Origin of the sequence: Nocardioides sp. AE5, assembly GCF_031844485.1 — a bacterium.
Taxonomy (GTDB): domain Bacteria; phylum Actinomycetota; class Actinomycetes; order Propionibacteriales; family Nocardioidaceae; genus Nocardioides.
Genome location: NZ_JAUZVI010000002.1, coordinates 28364 through 49371, shown reverse-complemented (window position 1 = coordinate 49371; position 21008 = coordinate 28364). Strand labels below are relative to the sequence as shown.

At 69.7% G+C, this 21008-nt stretch carries 22 protein-coding genes; 11 read left to right on the top strand and 11 right to left on the bottom strand.

The window, feature by feature from the left end; translation table 11 throughout:
* Nucleotides 1–20: 20 nt before the first annotated feature.
* Both Q9R27_RS03255 and Q9R27_RS03250 read right to left on the bottom strand, forming a co-directional pair.
* The gene (locus Q9R27_RS03255; protein ID WP_311250901.1) at nucleotides 21–662 is read right to left on the bottom strand and encodes a hypothetical protein; all 642 of its coding nucleotides are present in this window, start codon (nucleotides 660–662) and stop codon (nucleotides 21–23) included.
* 190 nt (nucleotides 663–852) lie between these two features.
* Nucleotides 853–1830: a lamin tail domain-containing protein gene (locus tag Q9R27_RS03250; protein WP_311250900.1), complete on the bottom strand. Its 978-nt coding sequence runs from the start codon at nucleotides 1828–1830 to the stop codon at nucleotides 853–855.
* A 92-nt stretch (nucleotides 1831–1922) separates the two neighbouring features.
* Here Q9R27_RS03250 and Q9R27_RS03245 point away from each other — a divergent pair, with 92 nt between their 5' ends.
* Genes Q9R27_RS03245 through rsgA form a run of 3 tightly spaced genes read left to right on the top strand, consistent with a single transcriptional unit; the run spans nucleotide 1923 to nucleotide 5838 of the window.
* A complete protein-coding gene (locus tag Q9R27_RS03245) occupies nucleotides 1923–3548 on the top strand; it encodes a sigma-70 family RNA polymerase sigma factor (protein WP_311250899.1) in 1626 nt (541 codons plus the stop codon).
* A gap of 26 nt (nucleotides 3549–3574) precedes the next feature.
* Nucleotides 3575–4852 carry a 3-phosphoshikimate 1-carboxyvinyltransferase gene (aroA, locus tag Q9R27_RS03240; protein ID WP_311250898.1) on the top strand — a complete coding sequence of 426 codons (1278 nt, stop codon included), beginning with the start codon at nucleotides 3575–3577 and terminating at the stop codon, nucleotides 4850–4852.
* Nucleotides 4849–5838 carry a ribosome small subunit-dependent GTPase A gene (rsgA, locus tag Q9R27_RS03235; protein WP_311250897.1) on the top strand — a complete coding sequence of 330 codons (990 nt, stop codon included), beginning with the start codon at nucleotides 4849–4851 and terminating at the stop codon, nucleotides 5836–5838. The genes aroA and rsgA overlap by 4 nt, the downstream gene beginning before the upstream one ends.
* 12 nt (nucleotides 5839–5850) lie before the next feature.
* On the opposite strand, the gene Q9R27_RS03230 is transcribed toward rsgA, so the two are convergent.
* Nucleotides 5851–6321, bottom strand: a complete 471-nt coding sequence (locus Q9R27_RS03230; protein ID WP_311250896.1) for a DUF2231 domain-containing protein — start codon at nucleotides 6319–6321, stop codon at nucleotides 5851–5853.
* 86 nt (nucleotides 6322–6407) lie between these two features.
* Here Q9R27_RS03230 and hisN point away from each other — a divergent pair, with 86 nt between their 5' ends.
* The 3 genes from hisN to Q9R27_RS03215 all read left to right on the top strand — a co-directional run bounded on the left by hisN (nucleotide 6408) and on the right by Q9R27_RS03215 (nucleotide 8209).
* Nucleotides 6408–7274, top strand: a complete 867-nt coding sequence (gene hisN / locus Q9R27_RS03225) for a histidinol-phosphatase (RefSeq protein WP_311250895.1) — start codon at nucleotides 6408–6410, stop codon at nucleotides 7272–7274.
* A 61-nt stretch (nucleotides 7275–7335) separates the two neighbouring features.
* Nucleotides 7336–7797, top strand: coding sequence for a CBS domain-containing protein (locus tag Q9R27_RS03220; RefSeq protein WP_311250894.1), 462 nt, complete (start codon nucleotides 7336–7338; stop codon nucleotides 7795–7797).
* A 37-nt stretch (nucleotides 7798–7834) separates the two neighbouring features.
* Nucleotides 7835–8209, top strand: coding sequence for an FKBP-type peptidyl-prolyl cis-trans isomerase (locus Q9R27_RS03215; protein WP_311250893.1), 375 nt, complete (start codon nucleotides 7835–7837; stop codon nucleotides 8207–8209).
* A gap of 30 nt (nucleotides 8210–8239) precedes the next feature.
* On the opposite strand, the gene Q9R27_RS03210 is transcribed toward Q9R27_RS03215, so the two are convergent.
* Nucleotides 8240–8497: an RNA-binding S4 domain-containing protein gene (locus Q9R27_RS03210; RefSeq protein WP_311250892.1), complete on the bottom strand. Its 258-nt coding sequence runs from the start codon at nucleotides 8495–8497 to the stop codon at nucleotides 8240–8242.
* A gap of 138 nt (nucleotides 8498–8635) precedes the next feature.
* Nucleotides 8636–9892: a DUF445 domain-containing protein gene (locus Q9R27_RS03205; protein WP_311250891.1), complete on the bottom strand. Its 1257-nt coding sequence runs from the start codon at nucleotides 9890–9892 to the stop codon at nucleotides 8636–8638.
* Between the two features lie 72 nt (nucleotides 9893–9964).
* Here Q9R27_RS03205 and Q9R27_RS03200 point away from each other — a divergent pair, with 72 nt between their 5' ends.
* The 3 genes from Q9R27_RS03200 (at nucleotide 9965) to Q9R27_RS03190 (ending at nucleotide 13699) form a co-directional block, all read left to right on the top strand.
* Nucleotides 9965–10807 (top strand): adenylate/guanylate cyclase domain-containing protein, encoded by an 843-nt coding sequence (locus tag Q9R27_RS03200; RefSeq protein WP_311250890.1) that lies wholly within the window; start codon nucleotides 9965–9967, stop codon nucleotides 10805–10807.
* A 1258-nt stretch (nucleotides 10808–12065) separates the two neighbouring features.
* Nucleotides 12066–12590 (top strand): sigma-70 family RNA polymerase sigma factor, encoded by a 525-nt coding sequence (locus tag Q9R27_RS03195; RefSeq protein ID WP_311250889.1) that lies wholly within the window; start codon nucleotides 12066–12068, stop codon nucleotides 12588–12590.
* Nucleotides 12587–13699, top strand: coding sequence for a hypothetical protein (locus tag Q9R27_RS03190; protein ID WP_311250888.1), 1113 nt, complete (start codon nucleotides 12587–12589; stop codon nucleotides 13697–13699). The genes Q9R27_RS03195 and Q9R27_RS03190 overlap by 4 nt, the downstream gene beginning before the upstream one ends.
* A 14-nt stretch (nucleotides 13700–13713) precedes the next feature.
* Here the strand turns inward: Q9R27_RS03190 and Q9R27_RS03185 are convergent, their stop codons facing one another.
* Nucleotides 13714–15198 (bottom strand): FAD-dependent oxidoreductase, encoded by a 1485-nt coding sequence (locus Q9R27_RS03185; RefSeq protein ID WP_311250887.1) that lies wholly within the window; start codon nucleotides 15196–15198, stop codon nucleotides 13714–13716.
* Nucleotides 15199–15208: 10 nt separating this feature from the next.
* Nucleotides 15209–16186, bottom strand: a complete 978-nt coding sequence (locus Q9R27_RS03180; protein WP_311250886.1) for a diiron oxygenase — start codon at nucleotides 16184–16186, stop codon at nucleotides 15209–15211.
* 100 nt (nucleotides 16187–16286) lie between these two features.
* On the opposite strand from Q9R27_RS03180, the gene Q9R27_RS03175 reads away from it, so the two are divergent.
* On the top strand, nucleotides 16287–17114 hold the full coding sequence (locus Q9R27_RS03175; protein ID WP_311250885.1) for a TetR/AcrR family transcriptional regulator: 828 nt from the start codon (nucleotides 16287–16289) through the stop codon (nucleotides 17112–17114).
* 13 nt (nucleotides 17115–17127) lie between these two features.
* Entirely contained in the window at nucleotides 17128–18003 is an 876-nt protein-coding gene (locus Q9R27_RS03170; RefSeq protein WP_311250884.1) for an SDR family oxidoreductase, read from the top strand.
* 21 nt (nucleotides 18004–18024) lie between these two features.
* Here Q9R27_RS03170 and Q9R27_RS03165 read toward each other — a convergent pair whose 3' ends face one another.
* The 4 genes from Q9R27_RS03165 to Q9R27_RS03150 are packed head-to-tail and all read right to left on the bottom strand — an operon-like array spanning nucleotide 18025 to nucleotide 20972.
* Nucleotides 18025–20253: a heavy metal translocating P-type ATPase gene (locus Q9R27_RS03165; protein ID WP_311250883.1), complete on the bottom strand. Its 2229-nt coding sequence runs from the start codon at nucleotides 20251–20253 to the stop codon at nucleotides 18025–18027.
* On the bottom strand, nucleotides 20250–20435 hold the full coding sequence (locus Q9R27_RS03160) for a hypothetical protein (protein WP_311250882.1): 186 nt from the start codon (nucleotides 20433–20435) through the stop codon (nucleotides 20250–20252). Before Q9R27_RS03160 ends, Q9R27_RS03165 begins: the two co-directional genes overlap by 4 nt.
* 5 nt (nucleotides 20436–20440) lie before the next feature.
* Nucleotides 20441–20644, bottom strand: a complete 204-nt coding sequence (locus Q9R27_RS03155; protein ID WP_311250881.1) for a copper ion binding protein — start codon at nucleotides 20642–20644, stop codon at nucleotides 20441–20443.
* A gap of 34 nt (nucleotides 20645–20678) precedes the next feature.
* A complete protein-coding gene (locus Q9R27_RS03150) occupies nucleotides 20679–20972 on the bottom strand; it encodes a metal-sensitive transcriptional regulator (protein WP_311250880.1) in 294 nt (97 codons plus the stop codon).
* Between the last annotated feature and the right edge of the window lie 36 nt (nucleotides 20973–21008).

Below are 21008 nucleotides of genomic sequence, written 5' to 3'. Positions count from 1 at the left end.
AGCCTACGGTGGGTCCGGCGTCAGCCCCGGCACAGTTCGTCGAGCAGGAACCCGGCGGCCTCGTCGCTCGGCGGCAGTCCTTCGATCCAGAGCCGGGCCGGACGATCGCCGAAGGTGACCATGGTGCGCAGCAACGCCACCCGGCGGCCCAGGCGGGCGTCACGGCCGGCGAGCAGCACGATACGTCGTTCCCCGCAGCGGCCGATGCTCTCGCTGCCCGCGAAGACGGTGCGGGCCACGTCGCCGAGCCGGGCCATCCGCATGGCGCGGGTGAACGAGTCGTCGGTGGCCTCGGCGTCGGGCAGGTCCAGGACGACCAGGGCATGGTCGGAGCCGGGGTCGGCGGTGCCCCGGTAGAGCTCGGAGAGCCGGCTGCGGATGTGGGCCAGGCTGGACAGGCCGGTCAGCGGGTCCTCGCAGCTGAGCTGGTGCAGATAGGCGAGTGCGGTCTCGCTCCATCCCCGCGACAGCGCCCGTACGTCGTCGAACGACGGGTCCTGGCCGAGCACCGCCTGCGTGGTGCGGTGCAACTGGTCCAGCGCCTCGTCGAGCGAGGCGCCGTCCTGAGCGAGGGCTGTGCCGGCGACCTCACAGGGGCCGACGGAGCCCGATCCCGAGGCGAGGGCCTCCCCTACTGCTGCGAAGCGCTGGGGGATGTCCAACGCGCTTCGATCCAGCTCCGGCCTCGCCTCGGGATCCGCCGTGGCGGCAGTTCGCGATCGCGTCGCAAAGAACCCCACGGCTGCTCCTCCCTCGGTGTCCTGCTCCCAGGTCTGTCAGGAGTGGAACGGGCGCCGGAATGGTTCATGACGCGGTTCTGCAGGAAAAGTTCACGGCGATTCCGAGGCAACCTCAACACCGGGTCGTCGAGACCGGGTTCGCCGTCCCGGGCGTGGCGCCGTCGGTGCCGAATCCGCAGAAGGGCTGGCCGTCGCCGTTGCGCCGGATCACCTCGCCGGCGTCGACGAATCCGACGGCGGCCTCGTCCACCCAGAGCCCGCCCGGATCGACCAACGCGACCATGGGTGCCTTGCCGGGGACGGGCTCCAGGGCGCCCAGGTCGATGACGAGGTGCCCGCCGGGTGGCACCGTGGACCCGCTGGGCACGGTGACCGCATGGGCGCCGGCCGCGGGGCTGGCCGACTCCCCACCCGCGGTGGACGCCACCCGCCGGTCGGTGGCCACCACCTGCCACCCACCCACGTCGACGGGCTCCGGGCCGGGGTTGTAGAGCTCGACCCACTCCCCCGGACTGACCTCGTTGACCAGTGGCTGTCCCTGCAGGTGGACGGCGTACACCTCGAGCAGCTCGACGAAGCGCTGGCTCGCGGCCTCGGCCGCCCCTGCGTCGGGATGCTCCTGGGGCCGGGAGGCAAGGACCCTGCCGTCGGCGACTTCCACCATCACCCGGAAGTCCCAGCCGTCCTGCTTCGATCCCGGGCAGGTGAGCATCCGCAGCACCCGCATCCCGTGGGACTCGACGGCCTCGTCACCGCAGAGCGTGAACCCGCCCCGGGTGGCACTGACCCGGACCTCGTCACGCAGGTCGTCGAGGCCGGTGTGCTGCTCGAGGACGAAGTGGAAGACGCCGGTGCGCTCCAGGTCTCCCTCGGCCGCGATCCGGCACTCCCGGCCACCCGTGATGACCACCGGCCCGTCGAAGATCCGCTCCACCTCGCGGCTCGGCGCCCACCCGCACAGGCCGTCGTACGCACCCAGGGCAGCCCTGCCGCTTGGCTCGTCGGTTCCGGGACCGCCGGAGTCGACGCTGCTGCACGCCGCAGCGAGCAGCACCGCCAGGGCCGGGACGACGAGCAGCAGTGGACGCACCCGACCACCCTGCCAGCACCGGGGCGAGCAGGCCATCCACACGGCCTAGTCTGGTTGCGTCATCATTTGTGGCCTTGATCGTTGGGAAGAGTGTGACCAGCACGCTTGCGGAGATCGACGGACCGGGCGATGCCGAGTTGATCTCGGCCGTCCGGGGCGGCGACCTGTCGGCGTACGGCGATCTCTTCGAGCGGCATGCGGATGCCGCCCGGCGCCTGGCCCGGCAACTGACCAACCCGACCGATGCCGACGACCTGGTCTCCGAGGCGTTCGTCAAGGTGCTCAAGGTGCTCCAGGACGGCGGCGGGCCGGACCTGGCCTTCCGTGCCTACCTGCTCACCTCGGTACGCCGCCTCCACATCGACCGGGTCCGGGCCACCAAGCGGCTGCACACCACCGACGACCTGGAGCCGTTCGACCCCGGGGTCCCGTTCCGCGACACCGCCGTGGAGGGGTTCGAGTCAGTCGCCGCGGCCAAGGCCTTCGCCTCGTTGCCCGAGCGGTGGCAACTGGTGCTGTGGCACACCGAGGTGGAGGGTCACAAGCCGGCCGACGTGGCGCCCCTGCTGGGGATGAGCGCCAACTCCGTCTCGGCACTGGCCTACCGCGCCCGCGAGGGCCTGCGCCAGGCGTTCCTGAACTCCCATGCCGAAGAACTCGATGACGCACAGTGCCGCTGGACCCACGAACACCTCGGCGCCTACGTCCGCAAGGGCCTTGCCAAGCGGGACACCACCAAGGTGGAGCAGCACCTGGACGAGTGCCGCGGATGCATGGCGATCTATCTCGAACTCACCGAGGTGAACTCCAACCTCGGTGCGCTGCTCGCGCCGCTGCTGCTCGGCGGTGTTGCCGGCGCCGCCTACCTGGGCGGCGCCACCTCGGCGGTGGGCGCCATCGCCGGGAAGGGTGGGCTGCTGCTCCTGCTGGGCCGGCTCAAGGACGCCATCGTCGCCAACAGCCAGGTCGCCGCGATCAGTTCGGTCGCCGCAGTGACTGCCGTGGCCGGTGTCTCGCTCGCCGTCACCATGAACGACGACCCGGTGGCGCAGGCCGACTTGGAGACGCCTGTGGCCACTGCACCGGCCGATCCGACGCAGGCCGCCCCGGCCCCCGCATCCCCGGCACCGGTCGAGCCGGCGCCCTCGTCCGAGGCACCGGCCTCACCCACGCTGAGCGCGCCGGTCGTCGTACCTCCGGCGTCCAGCGCACCGGTGGCCAGCCCGAGCGCGGTCGCGCCGCCGTCACCGGTGGCTCCCCCGACAACGGAGCCCACGCCGCAGCCGCCGCCGAGTGCTTCACCGACGCACACGCCCGAGCCGACGCCCGCACCTGATCCCACCCCGGACCCCACTCCCGATCCCGAGCCGACCCCGGAACCGGAGCCGGTCCACGACCTGACGATCGCCGTCAGCGAGCGCCCCCTTGGCCTGGGCCTGCGCACCGAACTGACCTTCACCGCTTCCGGGATGGTGGCAGGTGACACCGCCACGATCACCCTGACCAGCAACCTGCTCACCGCCGGCGTCGCACCCGGTTCGTGCACCAGGGCCGGCAACGCGGTCACCTGCCCGGTCACCTCCGAGAGCCCGTCGGTCACCGTGGTCCTGGTCCTGGCCGTCCTCTCGCAGGTGCATGCCACCGTGTCCGCGGACAACTTCACCGACGCCGACCCGGGCAACAACACCGTCACCTGGTCCTCCGGCCTGATCGGCTGAGCGTGGCTGCGGATACCCTTCGAACCGTGGTCACCCCTTCCTCCCTCCCCCAGCACTGGCCCGCACCGCGGGCGTCACGCAGCCTCGACGTGACCGTCTCCCTGCCCGGATCGAAGTCCCTGACCAACCGGGCCCTGGTCCTGGCCGCGCTGGCCGAAGGGCCCTCGGTGGTACGCCGCGCCCTCCGCTCGCGCGACACCCTGCTGATGGCCGCCGCCCTGACGTCGCTCGGCGCGCACGTGGACACCGCGGGCGACGACTGGAGTGTCACCCCGGGCGCCCTCGAGGCCGATGCCGAGGTGGACTGCGGCCTGGCCGGCACCGTGATGCGGTTCGTGCCGCCGGTGGCGGGACTGGCCCGGGGGCGGATTGCCTTCGACGGCGACCCGCACATGCGCAACCGCCCGATCGGGGAGATCCTCACCGCACTGCGTGGCCTCGGTGTCGACGTCTCGGACGGCGACCGGCTCCCGTTCACCGTCACCGGCACCGGGTCGGTGGCCGGTGGCACCGTGGTGGTCGACGCGTCGGCCTCGTCCCAGTTCATCTCTGCGCTGCTCCTGGCCGGCGCCCGCTATGACCGCGGGATCGACGTACGCCACGACGGCAAGCCGGTGCCCTCACTGCCGCACATCGACATGACTGTGGCGATGCTGCGCCAGCACGGTGTCGACGTCGACGACTCCGAGGCCAACCGCTGGACGGTCGCGCCGGGACCGATCGCCCCGGTGGACCACCTGATCGAGCCGGACCTGTCGAACGCGGCCCCGTTCCTGGCCCTGGCCGCCGTCTCCGGCGGCACCGTGACGGTGCGTGACTGGCCCGCGGCGACCCATCAGGCCGGCGACGCGCTGCGCGAGATCCTCACCCTGATGGGGTGCACGGTGACCCTGTCGGAGGCCGGCCTGCGGGTCAGCGGCCCGGACCAGTTGACCGGCATCGACCTGGACCTGCACGACGTCGGCGAACTGACCCCGACCGTGGCGGCCCTGTGCGCCCTGGCCGGATCTCCCTCGCACCTGCGCGGCATCGAGCACATCCGCGGCCACGAGACCGACCGGCTCACCGCCCTCGCTACCGAACTGGGTGCCCTGGGAGCCCGCGTCACCGAACACCGTGACGGGCTCTCCCTGGAGCCGGCCACCCTCCATGGCGGCACCTTCCACACCTACGCCGACCACCGGATGGCCCACGCCGGCGTGGTGATCGGCGCCGCCGTCGACGGTGTCCTGGTCGAGGACATCGACACCACGTCGAAGACGTTCCCCGACTTCGCCTCGTTCTGGGGCGGCCTGTTGGGATGAGCCGCCGCTACCACGAGCACGACGTCGAGCACTACGACCGCCCCCGGCGGCGGACCCGGCCGCGGACCAAGGACCGGCCGACCTATGACGATGCGCTCGAGGCGCTGGTGGTCACCGTGGACCGGGGCCGGTTCACCCTGGACCTGGCCGGCACCCGGGTGATGGCGATGAAGTCGCGCCCGCTGGGCCGCAAGGGCGTCGTGGTCGGCGACCGGGTCCGGGTGGTGGGTGACACCTCGGGTGCAGACGGCTCCCTGGCCCGGATCGTGGAGGTCTGCGAGCGGTCCACGACGCTGCGGCGTACCGCCGATGACGACGACCCGGTCGAGCGGGTCATCGTCGCGAACGCGTCGCAACTGGTGGTGGTGGCGGCCCTGGCCGACCCGGAACCGCGCCCGCGGCTGATCGACCGGGCGCTGGTCGCGGCGTACGACGCGGGAATGCAGCCGGTGCTGTGCCTGACCAAGGCCGACCTGGCCGACCCGGAGACGCTGCTGGCGACCTACCGCTCGCTGGGGGTCCCGTGGGTAGTGACCCAACGCGGCGGCGACGTGGCGGCGGTGCGCGAGGTCCTCGCCGGGCGCACCAGCGTGCTGGTCGGGCACAGCGGGGTCGGCAAGTCCACCCTGGTCAATGCCCTGGTCCCCGAGGCGCGGCGCGAGGTCGGCGTGGTGAACGCAGTGACAGGCCGTGGGCGGCACACCTCGACGTCGGCGTACATGCTGCCGCTGCCCGACGACGACGGCTGGATCATCGACACCCCGGGGATCCGTTCCTTCGGGCTGGCCCATGTGCAGCCGGAGAACCTGATCGAGGCGTTCCCGGACCTGGACGAGATGACCGAGGAGTGCCCGCGCGGCTGCACCCACGGCATGGACGAACCCGAGTGCGGCCTGGACGACGCTCTGGCCGCGGGCGAGGTCGACGGCGAGCGGGTGGAGTCGTTCCGTCGACTGCTGGCCTCCCGCGAGGCCGCCGCGGACTGAGTCGGCCCGGGCTCAGCCCCAGACCAGGCGGGCGCCCTGCTCCCCGGTGGCGAACGTCATCGTGATCAACACGATCGCGAAGATCACCAGCATCGCGGCCAGGCTCAGCTCGATCACCGGTGGGCGGCGACGGCGCTCCCCCTTCCCGGAGACGAGGCCCGAGGGCCCACCCATCCAGAAGGCGCTCAGCACGACCACCACGAAGAAGACGATGGCGCACCAGAAGAGGATGTCGGCGCGCTCCTGGTGCGGCTGGATGATCGGCTCGAGTTCCGGCTTCCTATCCAGCAGGTCACGACCGGAGACCCAGGCATAGGCGACCGAGACCACCGCACCCAGCGACACCCAGACCGTCGGCCAGCGCAGGGCCCAGCGCCATCCGGGCACGGTGCCATAGAGGGCGGCCAGCACCGCCGCGGCGGGGACCAGGACCACGGCCAGGTGCACGATGAGGGGGTGGACCGGAAGTCCGTTGAGCTCCATGGGAGGCAACGCTATCGGGTCATCGGTCCGCTGCGCCCATCGAGCGCAGTGGGTGGGCGGGCGCCGGGAGGTAATAGCCTGCTGCCATGGCGATCGACTACACCGACGACCTGAGGCTGGCCCACGTGCTGGCCGATGACGCGGACTCCATCACCCAGGCCCGGTTCAAGGCCCTGGACCTGCACGTGATGAGCAAGCCGGACCTGACCCCGGTCACCGACGCGGACCAGGCCGTCGAGGAGGGCATCCGGCGCACCCTGTCCCGGGTCCGTTCCCGCGACGCCGTCGTCGGCGAGGAGCAGGGCACCACCGGGCACAGCCAGCGCCGGTGGGTGATCGACCCGATCGACGGCACCAAGAACTTCGTGCGCGGCGTACCGGTGTGGGCGACGCTGATCTCCCTGGTCGTCGACGACGAGGTGGTGCTCGGCGTCGTCTCGGCCCCGATGCTGCAGCGCCGCTGGTGGGCCTCGAAGGAGAACGGCGCCTGGACCGGGCGTTCCCTGCTCAAGGCGCAGCAGATCCACACCTCCGACGTACGCCGCCTCGAGGACGCCTCGCTGAGCTATTCGTCGTTGTCGGGCTGGGACGAGCGGGGCCGGCTCGAGGACTTCCTGGCGCTGACCCGGCGGTGCTGGCGCACCCGGGCCTATGGGGACTTCTGGTCCTACATGATGGTCGCCGAGGGGGCCGTGGACCTGGCCGCGGAGCCGGAACTGGAGCTCTATGACATGGCCGCGCTCGACATCATCGTGCGCGAGGCGGGCGGCCGGTTCACGTCCCTGGACGGCACCGACGGCCCGTTCGGCGGCAATGCCGTGGCCAGCAACACCCACCTGCACGAGGCCGCACTGGCCTTCCTCGGCTCGGCCGCGGAGACCGACTCCCTCGAAGAGCACCAGGGCGGCTCGGTGCACGACCTGCGCTCGCGGCGCCGCGAGGGCGACGACTGATCACGGCCCACACTGCGGGCGCACCCTGTTCAAAACTCTTCGGCGCCCGCTAGCGTGACCCGTGTCACAGCCCCTGCGCCAGGAGGTCACCTTGCTCATCAACGACGTACTGCGGGCCAAACCCCGCCAGGATGTGGTCACCGTCGCGCCGGATGCCACGGTGCGGGAACTGGTCGCCCTGCTGGCCGAGCACAACGTGGGTGCGCTGATCGTCTCCCGCGACGGCTCCTCGGTGGACGGCATCGCCTCCGAGCGGGACGTGGTGCGGCGCCTCAACGACGACCCCGACCTCCTCGATGCCCCGGTCTCGGCGATCGCCACCTCGGTGGTGCACAGCTGCGAGGGCACCAGCGCGGTCACCGAACTGATGCAGGTGATGACCGAGCACCGGGTGCGGCACATCCCCGTGCTGGCCGAGGGTTCGCTGGCTGGCATCATCTCCATCGGCGACGTGGTCAAGAGCCGGATCGGCGAGCTCGAGTTCGAACGCGACCAGCTCGACACCTACCTGCACCAGACCTGAACCTGCGCCACCCCGAACCAGACCCGAGAGGCACCCTGTGAGCAACGAGAAGCCCGAGATCGAATTCTTCGACCCGGAGCCGCCGGCCGACTTGGTGATCACCGACATCACCGAGGGCGACGGCGACGAGGCCAAGGCGGGCGACACCGTCTCGGTGCACTACGTCGGGGTCGCCCACTCGACCGGTGAGGAGTTCGACGCCTCCTACAACCGTGGCGCCCCGCTCCAGTTCCGCCTCGGCATCGGCCAGGTCATCTCCGGCTGGGACACCGGCGTGCAGGGCATGAAGGTCGGCGGCCGGCGCCAGCTGGTCATCCCGCCGCACCTGGGGTACGGCGACCGCGGCGCCGGCGGCGTCATCAAGGGCGGCGAGACCCTGATCTTCGTGGTGGACCTGCTCAAGGTCTCCTGAGCACGCACACCACCTGCCGACGGCCTGTCCCTACCAGGGCAGGCCGTCGTCTGCGTCCGGGTCGTAGGCGGCCACCGTGGCGCCCGGCCCGTGGGAGTCCGCGCCGAGCGTGACCCGGTCGCCGATCGCCAACTGGCGACCACGGCGCAGTTCGACCTCACCGTTGACGTGCACCTGGCCATCGGCGATCACGGCCTTGGCCTCGGCGCCGTCCTCGACCAGGTTGGCCAGCTTGAGGAACTGCCCCAGGCGGATCGAGTCATCACGGATCGGTACGTCGCTGCTCATGGCGGCGATTCTCGCACCCTCCTCCCCGTTGTAACGCGGGGTCCGTGTCGCTTGAGTAGTGCTGTGACGCACGATTTCGTCAACAGCACCGCACAAGTGCCGGCGTACGGCGCGTCCCACCACGTACGGCGACCGGGCTCAGGGCAGCAGCACCGAGATGGCGTGGATCAGTACGCCGACCAGGCCACCGACGATGGTGCCGTTGATCCGGATGAACTGCAGGTCCCGCCCGACGTGGAGCTCGATCCGCTTCGCGGCCTCCTTGCCGTCCCATCCCTCGATGGTCGTGGTGATCACGGTGGTCAGTTCCTTGCCATAGCGGTTGACCCCGAAGACGACGGCATCGGCGGCCAGCCCGTCCAGCCGTTGCTGCATCGCGGGCTCGTCGCGGAACCGGATCGCGACGGCGACCAGTTCGTCGGCGAGCCGCTGCTTGAGCGGGCCGGACTCGTCCTGCAGCGCACCGAGCAGGGCATTGCGCAGCGCCTTCCACAGCGAGATCCCGGTGGCAGCGAACTGGGGGTGGTCGAGGAGCCGGAGCTTGAGGTTCTCCGCCCGCTCCTGGGTGGAGGGATTGAAGAGCAGGTCCTGGCCGAGCTGGGCGAGCATCGAGTCGAGTGCCCGGCGGGCGCGGTGGTCGGGGTCGGAGCGGATGTCGGCCAGCCACCGGACCGCCTCGGCGTGCAGCCGGTTGGTGACTGCCTCGTTGATCCGGGGCGGCACCCAGGTCGGGGCCCGCTCCCCCAGCACCTCGGTGAAGGTGTCATGGTTCTCCACCAGCCACCCGTGGAGCTCCTCCAGGGCCAGGTCGACCAGACCGTGGTGCAGGTCATCGCGGACCGCCTCGGTGACGAAGGTGCCCAGGATCGGGGAGATCGGTTCCTCCCGGAAGCGCGGCACGAGAACCGCCTCGACGACCTCGACGATGTGCTCGTCGCGGACCTTGCCGAGCGCGACGGCGGCCACCTCGGTGACCTCGTCGGTGACCTTGCGGGCATGGGCAGGGTCGGCCAGCCAGGCGCCGATCCGGCGGGTCGGCTCGGCAGCCAGCACCCGCTCGCGGACGATGTCGGCGGCCATGAAGTTCTCCCCCACGAACTCCTCCAGGCCACGGCCCAGGTCGTCCTTGCGGCGCGGGATCAGGGCAGTGTGCGGGATCGGCAGGCCCAGCGGGTGGCGGAAGAGCGCGGTGACCGCGAACCAGTCGGCGATGGCGCCGACCATGCTGGCCTCGGCGCCGGCGTTGACGAACCCGAGGAAGCCGTCCTGGTCGCGGGTCAGCACATAGACCACTGCGGCCAGCACCAGCAGTCCGAGGGCAACGCCCTGCATCCGTCGTAGCGCCCTGAGCCGGGCCTCGTCGTTCTCCACCCCGGGAGTGATCATCGAAGTCATCGCCCGCCGAGTCTGACAGGTGGCGGCGAGACAGCACGCAACCCGGCCGTCGTGGCAGTAACCTTTCGAAGCGTGCCGACTGCGCAAGTGCTCGCCCTCGTCCTGGCCATCGCCCTGATGGCCTCCCTCGGCGTGGCCATCACCTTGCAGGTGCGCCTCTCCCGCACCCGCCGAGAACTGGCTGCGCTGCGCCGGCAACTGGCCAGCAACCGCCGTCCCGGACGGCCGCCGAGCCTGGCCCGCCAGGCCACGCAGGTCACCACCCATGCCCTGCGCACCGTGGTCGACACGGCGGCGAAGGTCCGCGAGCAGGGCGTCTCCGGCTTCCTGGCCAGTTCGATCGAGGAGTTGACCGGGATCGCGATCGCCAACCGGTCCGAGATCGCCCAACTGACCGGCGCCGACGGCACCATCACCATCTTCTTCTCCGACATCGTCGACTCGACCGCCATGAACGAGAAGCTGGGCGACCAGGCCTGGATCAAGGTGCTCGAGCGCCACGACTCCCTGGTGCGCAAGCAGATCGCCGCCCACCGGGGCCACGTCGTCAAGACCCAGGGCGACGGGTTCATGGTCGTCTTCGCCGATCCGGCCGACGCGATCGCGACCGCACTGGGCATCCAGGACCGCCTGGCCCAGCTCAGCGAGGGACGACGCGGCCTGCCGGTCTCGGTCCGGATGGGCATGCACGTGGGCACCGCCATCGAACGCGACGGCGACTGGTTCGGCCGCAACGTGGCGATGGCCGCGCGGGTCGCCGCCCAGGCCGATGCCGAGCGGATCCTGGTCAGCGAGGAGGTGCGCGAGATCGTCGGCGACGACCCGTTCCTCGACTTCGTGGACCCGGTCAGCGTGGAGCTGAAGGGCTTCCCGGGCGTGCATACGTTGTGGCGCGCCGTTGCACGTACCGACTGATTTCACGGGAACCGTGAGATTCCCCGCCCTCCCGGACAGTACCGATCAGATGGACGGATCCACCGAGGAGGACGAGATGCTCCACAGACACCTGATCGCGGCAGTGGCGGTCGTCGGCTTGGCCGGCGCGGCGACCGGAGCTGCAGTTGCACTGGAGGGGTCCCCGACCTCTGGCCCCGATCCAGTGACGGCAGAAGAATGGTACTCAGACGACATGTCCCTATCAGAGGTGTCAGAGGCATCCCAGGGCCAACCAGGCGAAGTCGCGCCCCCTTGCCCGGACGAGGAGACAGTGACCCGGCTCAAGGCAGCACATCTGCCGGTGGGTCCGTGTGATCCATTCCCAGAGCCTGGCCATGGCGTCCTACTCCCCACGGATGAGCCGAGCTCCGAGCCAGTTAGCCAGTGCGCCCGGGCATTCATCCGCACCACGGATCCAGAAGGGCCGACCTCTGTGGAGGGCCCCTGCGGGGTCGGTGCTCGCATCGCCACCATCACGTTGGACGAGGACAATGGTCACTGCGCCCGCGTCACGTACCACCGCAGCGCCGACGCAACCCCAATAACCGAGACCATCTGCCTCGGAGATCTGCCCCGAGCAGGGCACCCTCGACTGCTTGGCAAGGTGGGTTGAGATGCGTACTTTCTCCGTTCTCTGCGCCTCGTTCCTTCTGTGCTTCACCGGGGCCACCGCCTTTGGAGGGACGTTCGGCCATTGGGATGACTATGAGCCCGGTTACCCGCGTGGTTATGCGTACATCCATGACTATGCTCCTGCCCCCTGGCCCGTGTATACCGCTGCGATCGATTGGGATCAGGCTCCCAAGCTGGACCTCGTCTATGTGACGTCAAATTCGTCATGCACCAGCAGCCATTGCGTTCCCTTCTATGCTTCCCAACTCGACGGCAGTGGGTGTGGACCCCTGTATGGGGTCACCTACGCGCCTGTCAGCGGCGTTCACATCACCTCAGCCGAGGTCTATGTGGATTCTGGCTGCTCAGGTGCTACGTACAACAATCGCCTGGAACTGGTGTGTCACGAGATGGGGCATGCGATCGGTTTGACTCATCGGGCTTCATCTGCCGCCAGCTGCATGCGGACTGGGCCGCTGGGAAACGAGACTGACGGATCGTCGGCTGACTTCACGGACCTCAATACTGCATATAGCCATGACAGTTGATTCCGAGGCTCCACCCCCGTCCTTCCCATGAGGTTACGAGGCGAGTCAGCGTCCACTACCCTCATCCAGAGGCGCCATTGAACGAGGCTGAGTTCGAGGAGTTCTTCGCCGCGATGTATCCGCGGCTGCTTCGGCGAGCCCAACTGAGCCTGTGCCCGGACGACGCACATGAAGCTGCCTCCTCGGCACTCACCACGGTATGGACCAAGAGACTCCCTGCGCCCACATCGCGCACGGATCGCCTGCGACTCGAAGCATGGACGTTCACGTTTCTCCTCGGGGAGATACGCAACAAGCAGCGTGGTCAGGCGCGCCGATCACGACTCGTGGAGCGCGTCACGATCAGTTCCTCAATCTCTGTCTCGCCCGATCCCGCGCAGGAGATCGTTGATGCCTGCGATGCCACTGAGATCGACTGGCTCCTTGGCCAGCTGAGACCGAAACATCGCCAGGTGGTGATGCTCGTGATGGAGGGCTATCACGTCCATGAGATCGCAGAAGCACTCGACATAAGTCCGGGTGCCACGAGCATGCGGTTGGCGAGAGCCAAGGACCGGCTCGCCCGGATGCTCCGATACCGGCGCAAGGAGGAGGGAACATGAAGCAGCAGCCGAACCGTGGCCGGAGGATCACAGGTCACCCGTCCCAGCAGGAGCTCGAAGCCGAGATACTCGCCCTCCTGCACGATGCTGGCCTCCCTCCGGACTATGCAGACAAGGATCGAGACCGTGCTGCGCCCTCCCACGAGCCCGACACGCGGTCGAACGCCGCGTACACCACGATCGTGGGCACTCCACGCGCGTGGCGTCCTCGACCGTTGGGCATGGGTCACTGGCTCCGCCCATTGACTGGCATCGTCTGTGCTGCAGCCGCGATGGGGCTGTCGATCGCGTTGCTCTGGGCAGTCGTGGATCCTCCAGAGGAACCGGTGCCCCCGGACCGTGAGGTAGCAAGCGCACCCCCTCCCATGGTGGCGCCACTGGACTCAACGGATCGCTCCGGAATGTTGGATGCCCCTGATGCTGTCGCCGTGCTCGACGACCTTGCCCAAGCCACGCTGCAAGCACCCTGGCTGCGGGTCTCCGACGGCACCACCCGAGTTCGACTCATCCACTGGAGTTCCTTGCAGAGCGCCAGCCAACCTTCTCCCGAACTGATTACTCGATATCTGTCATCCGACGGAACTACTACGACGACAACCAGCGCTTCTGGTGCCTCCTGGGACGACCGCGGGCGCGTGTCATTGCCCCCCGACTCCACGTGGAACACCCCCGGGCCAGCCACCAGAACGAAACGTCCCTCAGCCCTTCCTGGCTCGCTTCAAGAACTTCCGGCAGACCCCGACTCACTGACGTCGACACTCCTGTCGGATCCCGCGAAGTGCACCAGCACGGCTCATTGCCTGGTCACAGCGATCATCACTGCCCGGATCGACGGTGCCATCCCGCCACGGTCCATGTCCGCGGTGTGGCAGGCGCTGACGATGAGCGCTGACGTCCGGACTCTCGGCCCGACGCGAGATCGGATCGGCCGCCCCAGCACGGGCCTCTTCATTCCCGGCGACATTGGGGATGACGATTACATCCTTTATGCGGATCCGGTGACCGGCGCCTTGCTCGGCCACGAGGTCGTAAGACCTGACGGCGCTGTCATGTCGTTCTCGATCATTGTCGACGCGACCCATGTCGAGACATCTTCAGTGCCGGACTGAGCAACGGTTTCCACTCATCTGCGAACGAACGCACGCTTACGTCGTGGCGGCGTAGCGAATGCGCCGACGCTCCGGATCTCGCCCGCGTCGAGGTCGTCGAGGAGTTGAGCCACGGTCTCGGCGGCGCAGGTCTTGTTGGTGCCGATGAAGCCGGTCGGTCCGCGCTTGATCCAGCCGGTGACGTAGAGCCCGGGCCGGACCCGGCCGGACTGGTTCGGCACGATGCCGCGGGCCTCGTCGAACGGCAGGTCCGGCAGCGGACGCCCCCGATAGCCGACCGAGCGGAGCACCAGCCCGGCCTCGATCACCTCGGTCTCCCCGGTCGGCTCGGCGGTGACCGCACCGTCCACTGTGACCAGGCGGGTACGCCGTACCTCCAGGCCGGTGACGCGGTCCGGGCCGAGGATGCGCTCGGGCTGGGCGCAGAAGCGGAGCACGATCCGGCGACGGCCCGGGCGCGGTCGCCGTGAGGCGAGTTCGGCGAGCACCTTGGTCGCGGTGGTGGTCGACTCGATCGCCACCCCTCCGTCTTCGACGAGGACGTCGACATCGTCCAGCGCGGCCAGGCCGATCAGTTCCGGGGTGGTGAACGCCGCCTGGGCGGGGCCGCGGCGGCCGAGCACGACCACTTCGCGGACCCGGCTGGAGTCCAGCGCCGCCAGGGCGTCAAGGTCGATGTCGGTGCCGGCCAGCATGTCGGGGTCGGTGGTGAGGATCCGGGCCACGTCCAGGGCGACGTTGCCGTTGCCGACCACCACCACCCGCTCGCAGTCCAGGTCGGGAGCGATGCGGTGGTCCGGGTGTCCGTTGTACCAGCCGACCACGTCGGTCGCCGACGTACTGCCGGGCAGGTCCTCACCCTCGATGCCGAGCCTCTTGTCGGCCGAGGCGCCGACCGCGACGATCACGCCGTGATAGCGCTCGGAGAGGTCGGCAAAGCTGATGTCGCGGCCGACCTCGACGCCAAGGCGATAGGTGAAGCCGGGCTGGTCGGCGATCGCGGTGAAGAGGTCGGCAACCTGCCGCGTGGTCTGGTGATCGGGAGCCACGCCGTGGCGGGCCAGTCCGTGCGGGGTGGGCAGCCGATCGAAGACGTCGACGCTCACCTCGGGGTGCTTGAGCAGTTCGTCGGCGGCGTAGAGACCGGCCGGGCCGGCGCCGACGATCGCGACCCTGACCGGTGCGCGGGAGGTGAGTCGGCGCTGCGGTGGGACCAGGGCCAGCGGTGTCCGGTCGGCGTGCGGCTCGGCGACGAAGTATTCACCGTTGAGCGCGAGGAACGGCTCCTCCGCTGCCGTCAGCTTCGTGTGCGGCTTGATCGCACCGACCGGGCAGGCCGTCACGCAGGCACCGCAGTCCACGCAGGAGCCGGGGTCGATGAAGACCATCTCCGCCTCTGCGAAGCCGGGCTCGCCCGGCGCGGGGTGGATGCAGTTGACCGGGCAGGCGAGGACGCACGAGGCGTCGGCGCAGCACGACTGGGTGACGACGTGGGGCATGGCGTCTCGCTCAGGCTGCGGCCGAGGCCGGCTCGCTGCGGAAGCGCGAGGGCCGACCGTCGATCCGGCAGAGTTTCCAGACCAGACGCGAGACCGGGTTCATCAGCTTGGTCTCCTCGGCCAGCATCCTGACGTCGCCGAAGATGTCCCGGAGCACCTTCTGCGACTCGGGTTGCTTCCAGTAGACGTCGCGGATCACCGAGCGTGGCATCCCCATCTGGTCGGTGATCTCCTTGCCGGGGACCAGGATGATGTCGCACAGGGTGCGCATGATCACCGGGTAGAGCACGGAGAGCAGCGCCTTGCGCGGGCCGGAGAGCTCGGGGATCCGCTGGGCGAGGTATTCGTGGGCGAAGCCGATGTGGCGGGCCTCCTCGGCGACGTGGATCTGCATGATCCGCTGCAGCAGCGGGTGCAGGTCGTCGCCGGCGCGCAGGATGGACTTCTGGACGTGGTCGATCGGTTCCTCACCGGCCAGGACGCCGACGAAGAAGACCTCGGGCAGGACGGCCGCGGCCAGCGGCAGGAACGGCGCGACCGTCCGGAAGAAGCGGTTGCCCCCGGGGACGTCGACCCCGGCGCGGTTCACGAACTCCTGGAACATCTGGGTGTGGTGACACTCCTCGGTCGCCTCGTGCGTGGAGTAGCGGAACTCCGGCGAGCCGTTGGGCAGCGAGAAGGCGTGCTGCATGATCCCGCCGATCAGCACCTGTTCGAACTGGAGGCCGACCTTGGTGACGTTGGCCTGGCGGAGCAGCCCGATCTCGATCTGCCGCTCGCGCGACTGGGCCTGGTACCACGGATGGCGCCCGAGCACGTCTGCCTCGGGGAGGATCCAGCGCGGGTCGTCGTGGTGGATCGCGTAGTCGGGGTTGTCCCAGTCGATGTCGACGAACGCGTCGAAGTGCTGGTGCACCGAGGCCTCCGAGAGCGTCTGCAGCTTCTCCTCGTAGGTCTGGGAACTGTTGGCCTGCGCGGTGGTGGTCATCTGGCACCTCATTGCCTGAGATTGTCTTGGACGCCTTGTCGCACCAAACTAAGTGGGACATTGTGTCCAGTCAAGCCCTTCCCCTAGGGTGGAGCCCACGATGCCCTTGCCGAAGCCCCCGCTCCCGAACCTGCCGAACCTGCCAGCGCTCGCCGACCTGCCCCACCTGCCCGGCCGACTTGCCCAGTTGCGCGATGCCGCGACCAAGACCGGCGACAAGTCCCATCCCGACACCCCCGGCGAGGACCCTGGCACCGATGGCCGCACCACGCGCTGGGACCAGCACAAGGCCGAGCGGCGGGAGAAGATCCTCGGCGCGGCGATCGACCTGATCGAGCGCGAGGGCGAGGCCACGGGCGTCCAAGCGATCGCCACCAGTGCCGGGGTGCCACGCTCGGTGGTCTACCGGATCTTCACCGACCGCGCCGACCTCGACGAGCAGATCCGGGTCCGGATCACCGAGCACCTGATGCTGGAACTGGCGCCGGCGCTCGAGCCCCGCGGCACGGTGCGCGGCGGCATCGACCATGCCGTGACGACGTACGTCGGATGGGTGCGCGACCATCCCCGCCTGCACGCCTTCCTCGGCGCAGGCGTCTCCGGGACGAACGGTTCCGCGGCGCTGAGCAGCACCCGACTGGCGATCGGGCTCACCATCGCCCACCTGATCGAGGCGATGGCCACCCACTTCGACCAGGACGTCGTGCTGGCCGACACCGTGGCGTTCTCCATCGTCGGCCTGGTCGACGGTGCGGTGAACCGCTGGACCAGCCAGGAACAGCCCCGGGTGGGCGGCGCCCAGGTGACGGCCTTCCTCTGTGACGCCGTCTGGGACATGCTCTCCCAGGCCGCGAACCGGTTGGGGGTCACCCTCGACCCGGACACCGTGATCGGCGACGTACTTCCCACCAACCCACCCACCGACTGATCCGGGAGGATCGATGAAGAACCTGTCCGACAAGGTCGTCCTGATCACCGGCGGCGCCCGCGGCATCGGGGCCGAGACCGCCAAGGCGCTGGTCGCTGCCGGAGCCCGGGTGGTGCTCACCGACGTCGACGAGGCCGCGCTGTCCGAGACGGCCGCCGGGCTGGACGCCGACCGGGTGCTGGCCGTGGCCTGCGACGTGGTCGACCTGGCCTCGATGGAGGATGCCGTCGCCCAGGCGGTGGCCCGCTTCGGCGGCATCGACCTGGTCCTGGCCAATGCCGGCATCGCCAGCTATGGCTCCGTGCTCGGCGTCGACCCGGCCACCTTCCGCCGGGTGGTGGACATCAACATCACCGGCGTCTTCCACACCGTGCGCGCGGCGCTGCCCTCGGTGATCGAGCGGAAGGGGTACATCCTGGTGGTCTCCTCGCTGGCCGCCTTCACGCCGGTGCCCGGCCTGGCCGCCTACAACGCGAGCAAGGCCGGCGTGGAGCACTTCGCCAACGCACTGCGCCTGGAGGTGGCCCACCAGGGCGTCGAGGTCGGCATCGCGCACATGTCGTGGATCGACACCCCGCTGGTCCGCGATGCCAAGAAGGACCTCAGCGCGTTCCGCAAGATGCTCGACCTGATGCCCTACCCGCTGAACCAGACCACCTCGGTCGATGCCTGCGTGGACGGGTTCGTCAAGGGCCTGGCCGGGCGCAAGCGGCGGGTCTTCGTGCCCGGCTGGGTCGGCGCGATCGGCAAGGGGCGCGCGTTGCTGGTCAGCCCCTTGGTGGACCGGGAAATGGTCAAGCACACCGCCACGCTGCTGCCGCAGATGGATGAGGAAGTACGTCGCCTCGGCCGCTCCACCTCGGCGCGGAACCAGGTCCCCGCCGACTGAGGCAGGAGCGGAAACGGACCCTCAACCCAGGGCTCGAAAGCCCCGCAACCGCAGGCTGTTGGTCACCACGAAGACCGACGAGAAGGCCATCGCGAAGCCGGCCAGCATCGGGTTGAGCAGCCCCGCGGCGGCCAGCGGCAGGGCGGCCACGTTGTAGGCGAAGGCCCAGAACAGGTTGCCCTTGATCGTGGCCAGGGTGCGCCGGGAGAGGCGGATCGCGTCGGCAGCGATCCTCAGGTCGCCGCGGACGAGGGTCAGGTCACTGGCCTCGATCGCGACGTCGGTCCCGGTGCCCATGGCCAGGCCGAGGTCGGCAGCGGCCAGCGCGGGGGCGTCGTTGACGCCGTCGCCGACCATGGCGACGACCTTGCCCTGCTCCTGCAGGCGGCGTACCGCGTCGACCTTCTCCTCGGGGAGTACGTCGGCGATCACCGCGGACTCCTCGATGCCGACCTCGGCGGCCACGGCAAGGGCGACCTGCCGGTTGTCACCAGTGAGCAGGACCGGGGTGAGCCCGAGGTCGCGGAGTCGCTGGATCGCCTCGGGTGAGGTGGGCTTGATCGCGTCGGCGACGACGACCACACCGCGGGCGCGTCCGTCCCAGCCGACCGCAACGGCGGTGCCGCCCGTTGCCCGGGCCTGCTCCAGTCGCTCGACCAGTTCGGGGGGCAGTGGTTGCGACCACTCCTCCAGCAACCGGGGCCGCCCCACGAGGACGGCGTGGCTGCGGTCCTGGTCGAGCACGACTCCCTGGACGCCGAGGCCGACGACGTTGCTGAACTCCTCGACGCCCGGCAGCGTGCCGGAGGCTTCCCGGGCGGCGTCCGCGATGGCCCGCGCGATCGGGTGCTCGGAAGCGTCCTCGATCGCCCCGGCGAGCCGGAGCACTTCGGCGGCGTCCTCGCCGGGGGCGGCGATGACCTCGCGGAGCGCCATCTGGCCAGTGGTGACCGTGCCGGTCTTGTCCAGCACCACCGTGTCGACGGTGCGCGTGGACTCCAGAACCTCGGGGCCCTTGATAAGGATGCCGAGTTGGGCTCCCCGACCGGTGCCGACCATCAGCGCGGTCGGGGTAGCCAGCCCCAGGGCGCAGGGGCAGGCGATGATCAGCACCGAGACAGCGGCAGTGAACGCGGCCGGCAGTCCCGCTTCGGCGCCGATCCAGAAGCCGAGGGTGGCGACGGCCAGGGCGATCACGATCGGCACGAAGACCCCGGAGACCCGGTCGGCGAGCCGCTGCACCTGGGCCTTGCCGTTCTGGGCGTCCTCGACCAGGCGAGCCATCTGGGCCAGTTGGGTGTCGCCGCCGACGCGGGTGGCGCGCACCACCAGTCGTCCGCCGGCGTTCACGGTCGCTCCGACGACGGCGTCGCCGGGGCCGACCTCGACCGGGACGGACTCGCCGGTCAGCATCGAGGCGTCGACGGCGGAGGTGCCGGAGACGACCTCGCCGTCGGTGGCGACCTTCTCCCCGGGCCGGACCACGAACTGTTCGCCGACCCGCAGGTCCTCGGCGGGGATCCGTTGCTCGGTGCCGTCGCGCAGGACGGTCACCTCCTTGGCGCCCATCTCCAGCAGTGCCCGCAGTGCGGCGCCGGACTGGCGCTTGGCGCGGTGCTCGAACCAGCGGCCGGCGAGCAGGAAGGTGGTCACCCCGGCTGCCGCCTCGAGGTAGATGTTGGCGGCGCCATCGGTGCGGGCGACGGTGAACTCGAAGGCGTGAGTCATCCCCGGCGTACCGGCGGTGCCCCAGAAGAGCGCATAGAGCGACCAGCCGAGTGCGGCCAGGGTGCCCATCGAGACGAGGGTGTCCATCGTCGAGGTGCCGTGGCGGAGGTTGGCCCAGGCCGCCTTGTGGAAGGACCAGCCGCCCCAGACGACCACGGGCGCGGCCAGGGTGAGCGAGAGCCACTGCCAGTTCTCGAACTGCCAGGCCGGGACCATCGCCATCGCGATCACCGGCACCGAGAGCGCCGCGCTGACCAGCAGGCGGTGCAGCAACGCATCGTGCTCCGGCGCAGCCGTCTCCTCGCCGTCCGCGGCGGGCATCCGTGCGGCATAACCGGCCTGTTCCACGGTGGCGAGCAGGTCGTCGGTGGTGATCCCGTCCGGGAAGCTCACCTTCGCCTTCTCGGTGGCGTAGTTGACCGTGGCACTGACCCCGTCGAGCTTGTTCAGCTTCCGCTCGATGCGGTTGGCGCACGAGGCGCAGGTCATCCCGCTGATCTCGAGTTCGACGTCGGTGGTCATTGCTGGCTCCCTGCCTCGAGGATCCCGTCGTACGCCGCGGCGTGGGCGCCGTGGGTGCCGTGCTCGTCGGCGGGCTCGACCTGGAACGGGCCGACGGCCCGGCCGAGCCCGAAGGCCAGCAGGAAGGCGATCACCAGGAGGCCTGCGAAGCCCAGGAGGCGGAGTGGTGCGCTGGTCTCCATCGTGATCACGCCAACTGGTAGCCGGCTTCCTCGACGGCGGCCTTGACGGCTGCGTCATCGAGGGGCGCTTCGGAGACCACGGTGACCCGTCCCGTGGACAGGTCGACCTCGACGCCGGAGACGCCGGAGATCTCGCCGATCTCCTCGCTGACCGAGGAGACACAGTGGCCACAGGTCATCCCGGTGACGGTGTAGGTGCTGGTGTTCATCTTCTTCTCCCTGTCCTGGTGGTGGATGTGGTGGTCAGGACCTGACCAGTCGCGCGATCGCGGCGGAGGCCTCGCGGACCTTCTCCTCGGCCTCCGGACCGCCCTGGCGGGCGGCGTCGACGACGCAGTGGGACAGGTGCTCCTCGAGCAGCCCCAGGGCGACGGCACGCAAGGCGCTGTTCATCGCGGAGACCTGGGTCAGGATGTCGATGCAGTACTTCTCCTCCTCGACCATCCGCTGCAGGCCACGGGCCTGTCCCTCGATGCGGCGCAGCCTCTTGAGGTAGGCATCCTTGTCGTGGATGTAGCCGTGATGATGCTCGGTCATCTAGTCCCCTTTCCAGTCTCGACCATATACCCCTAG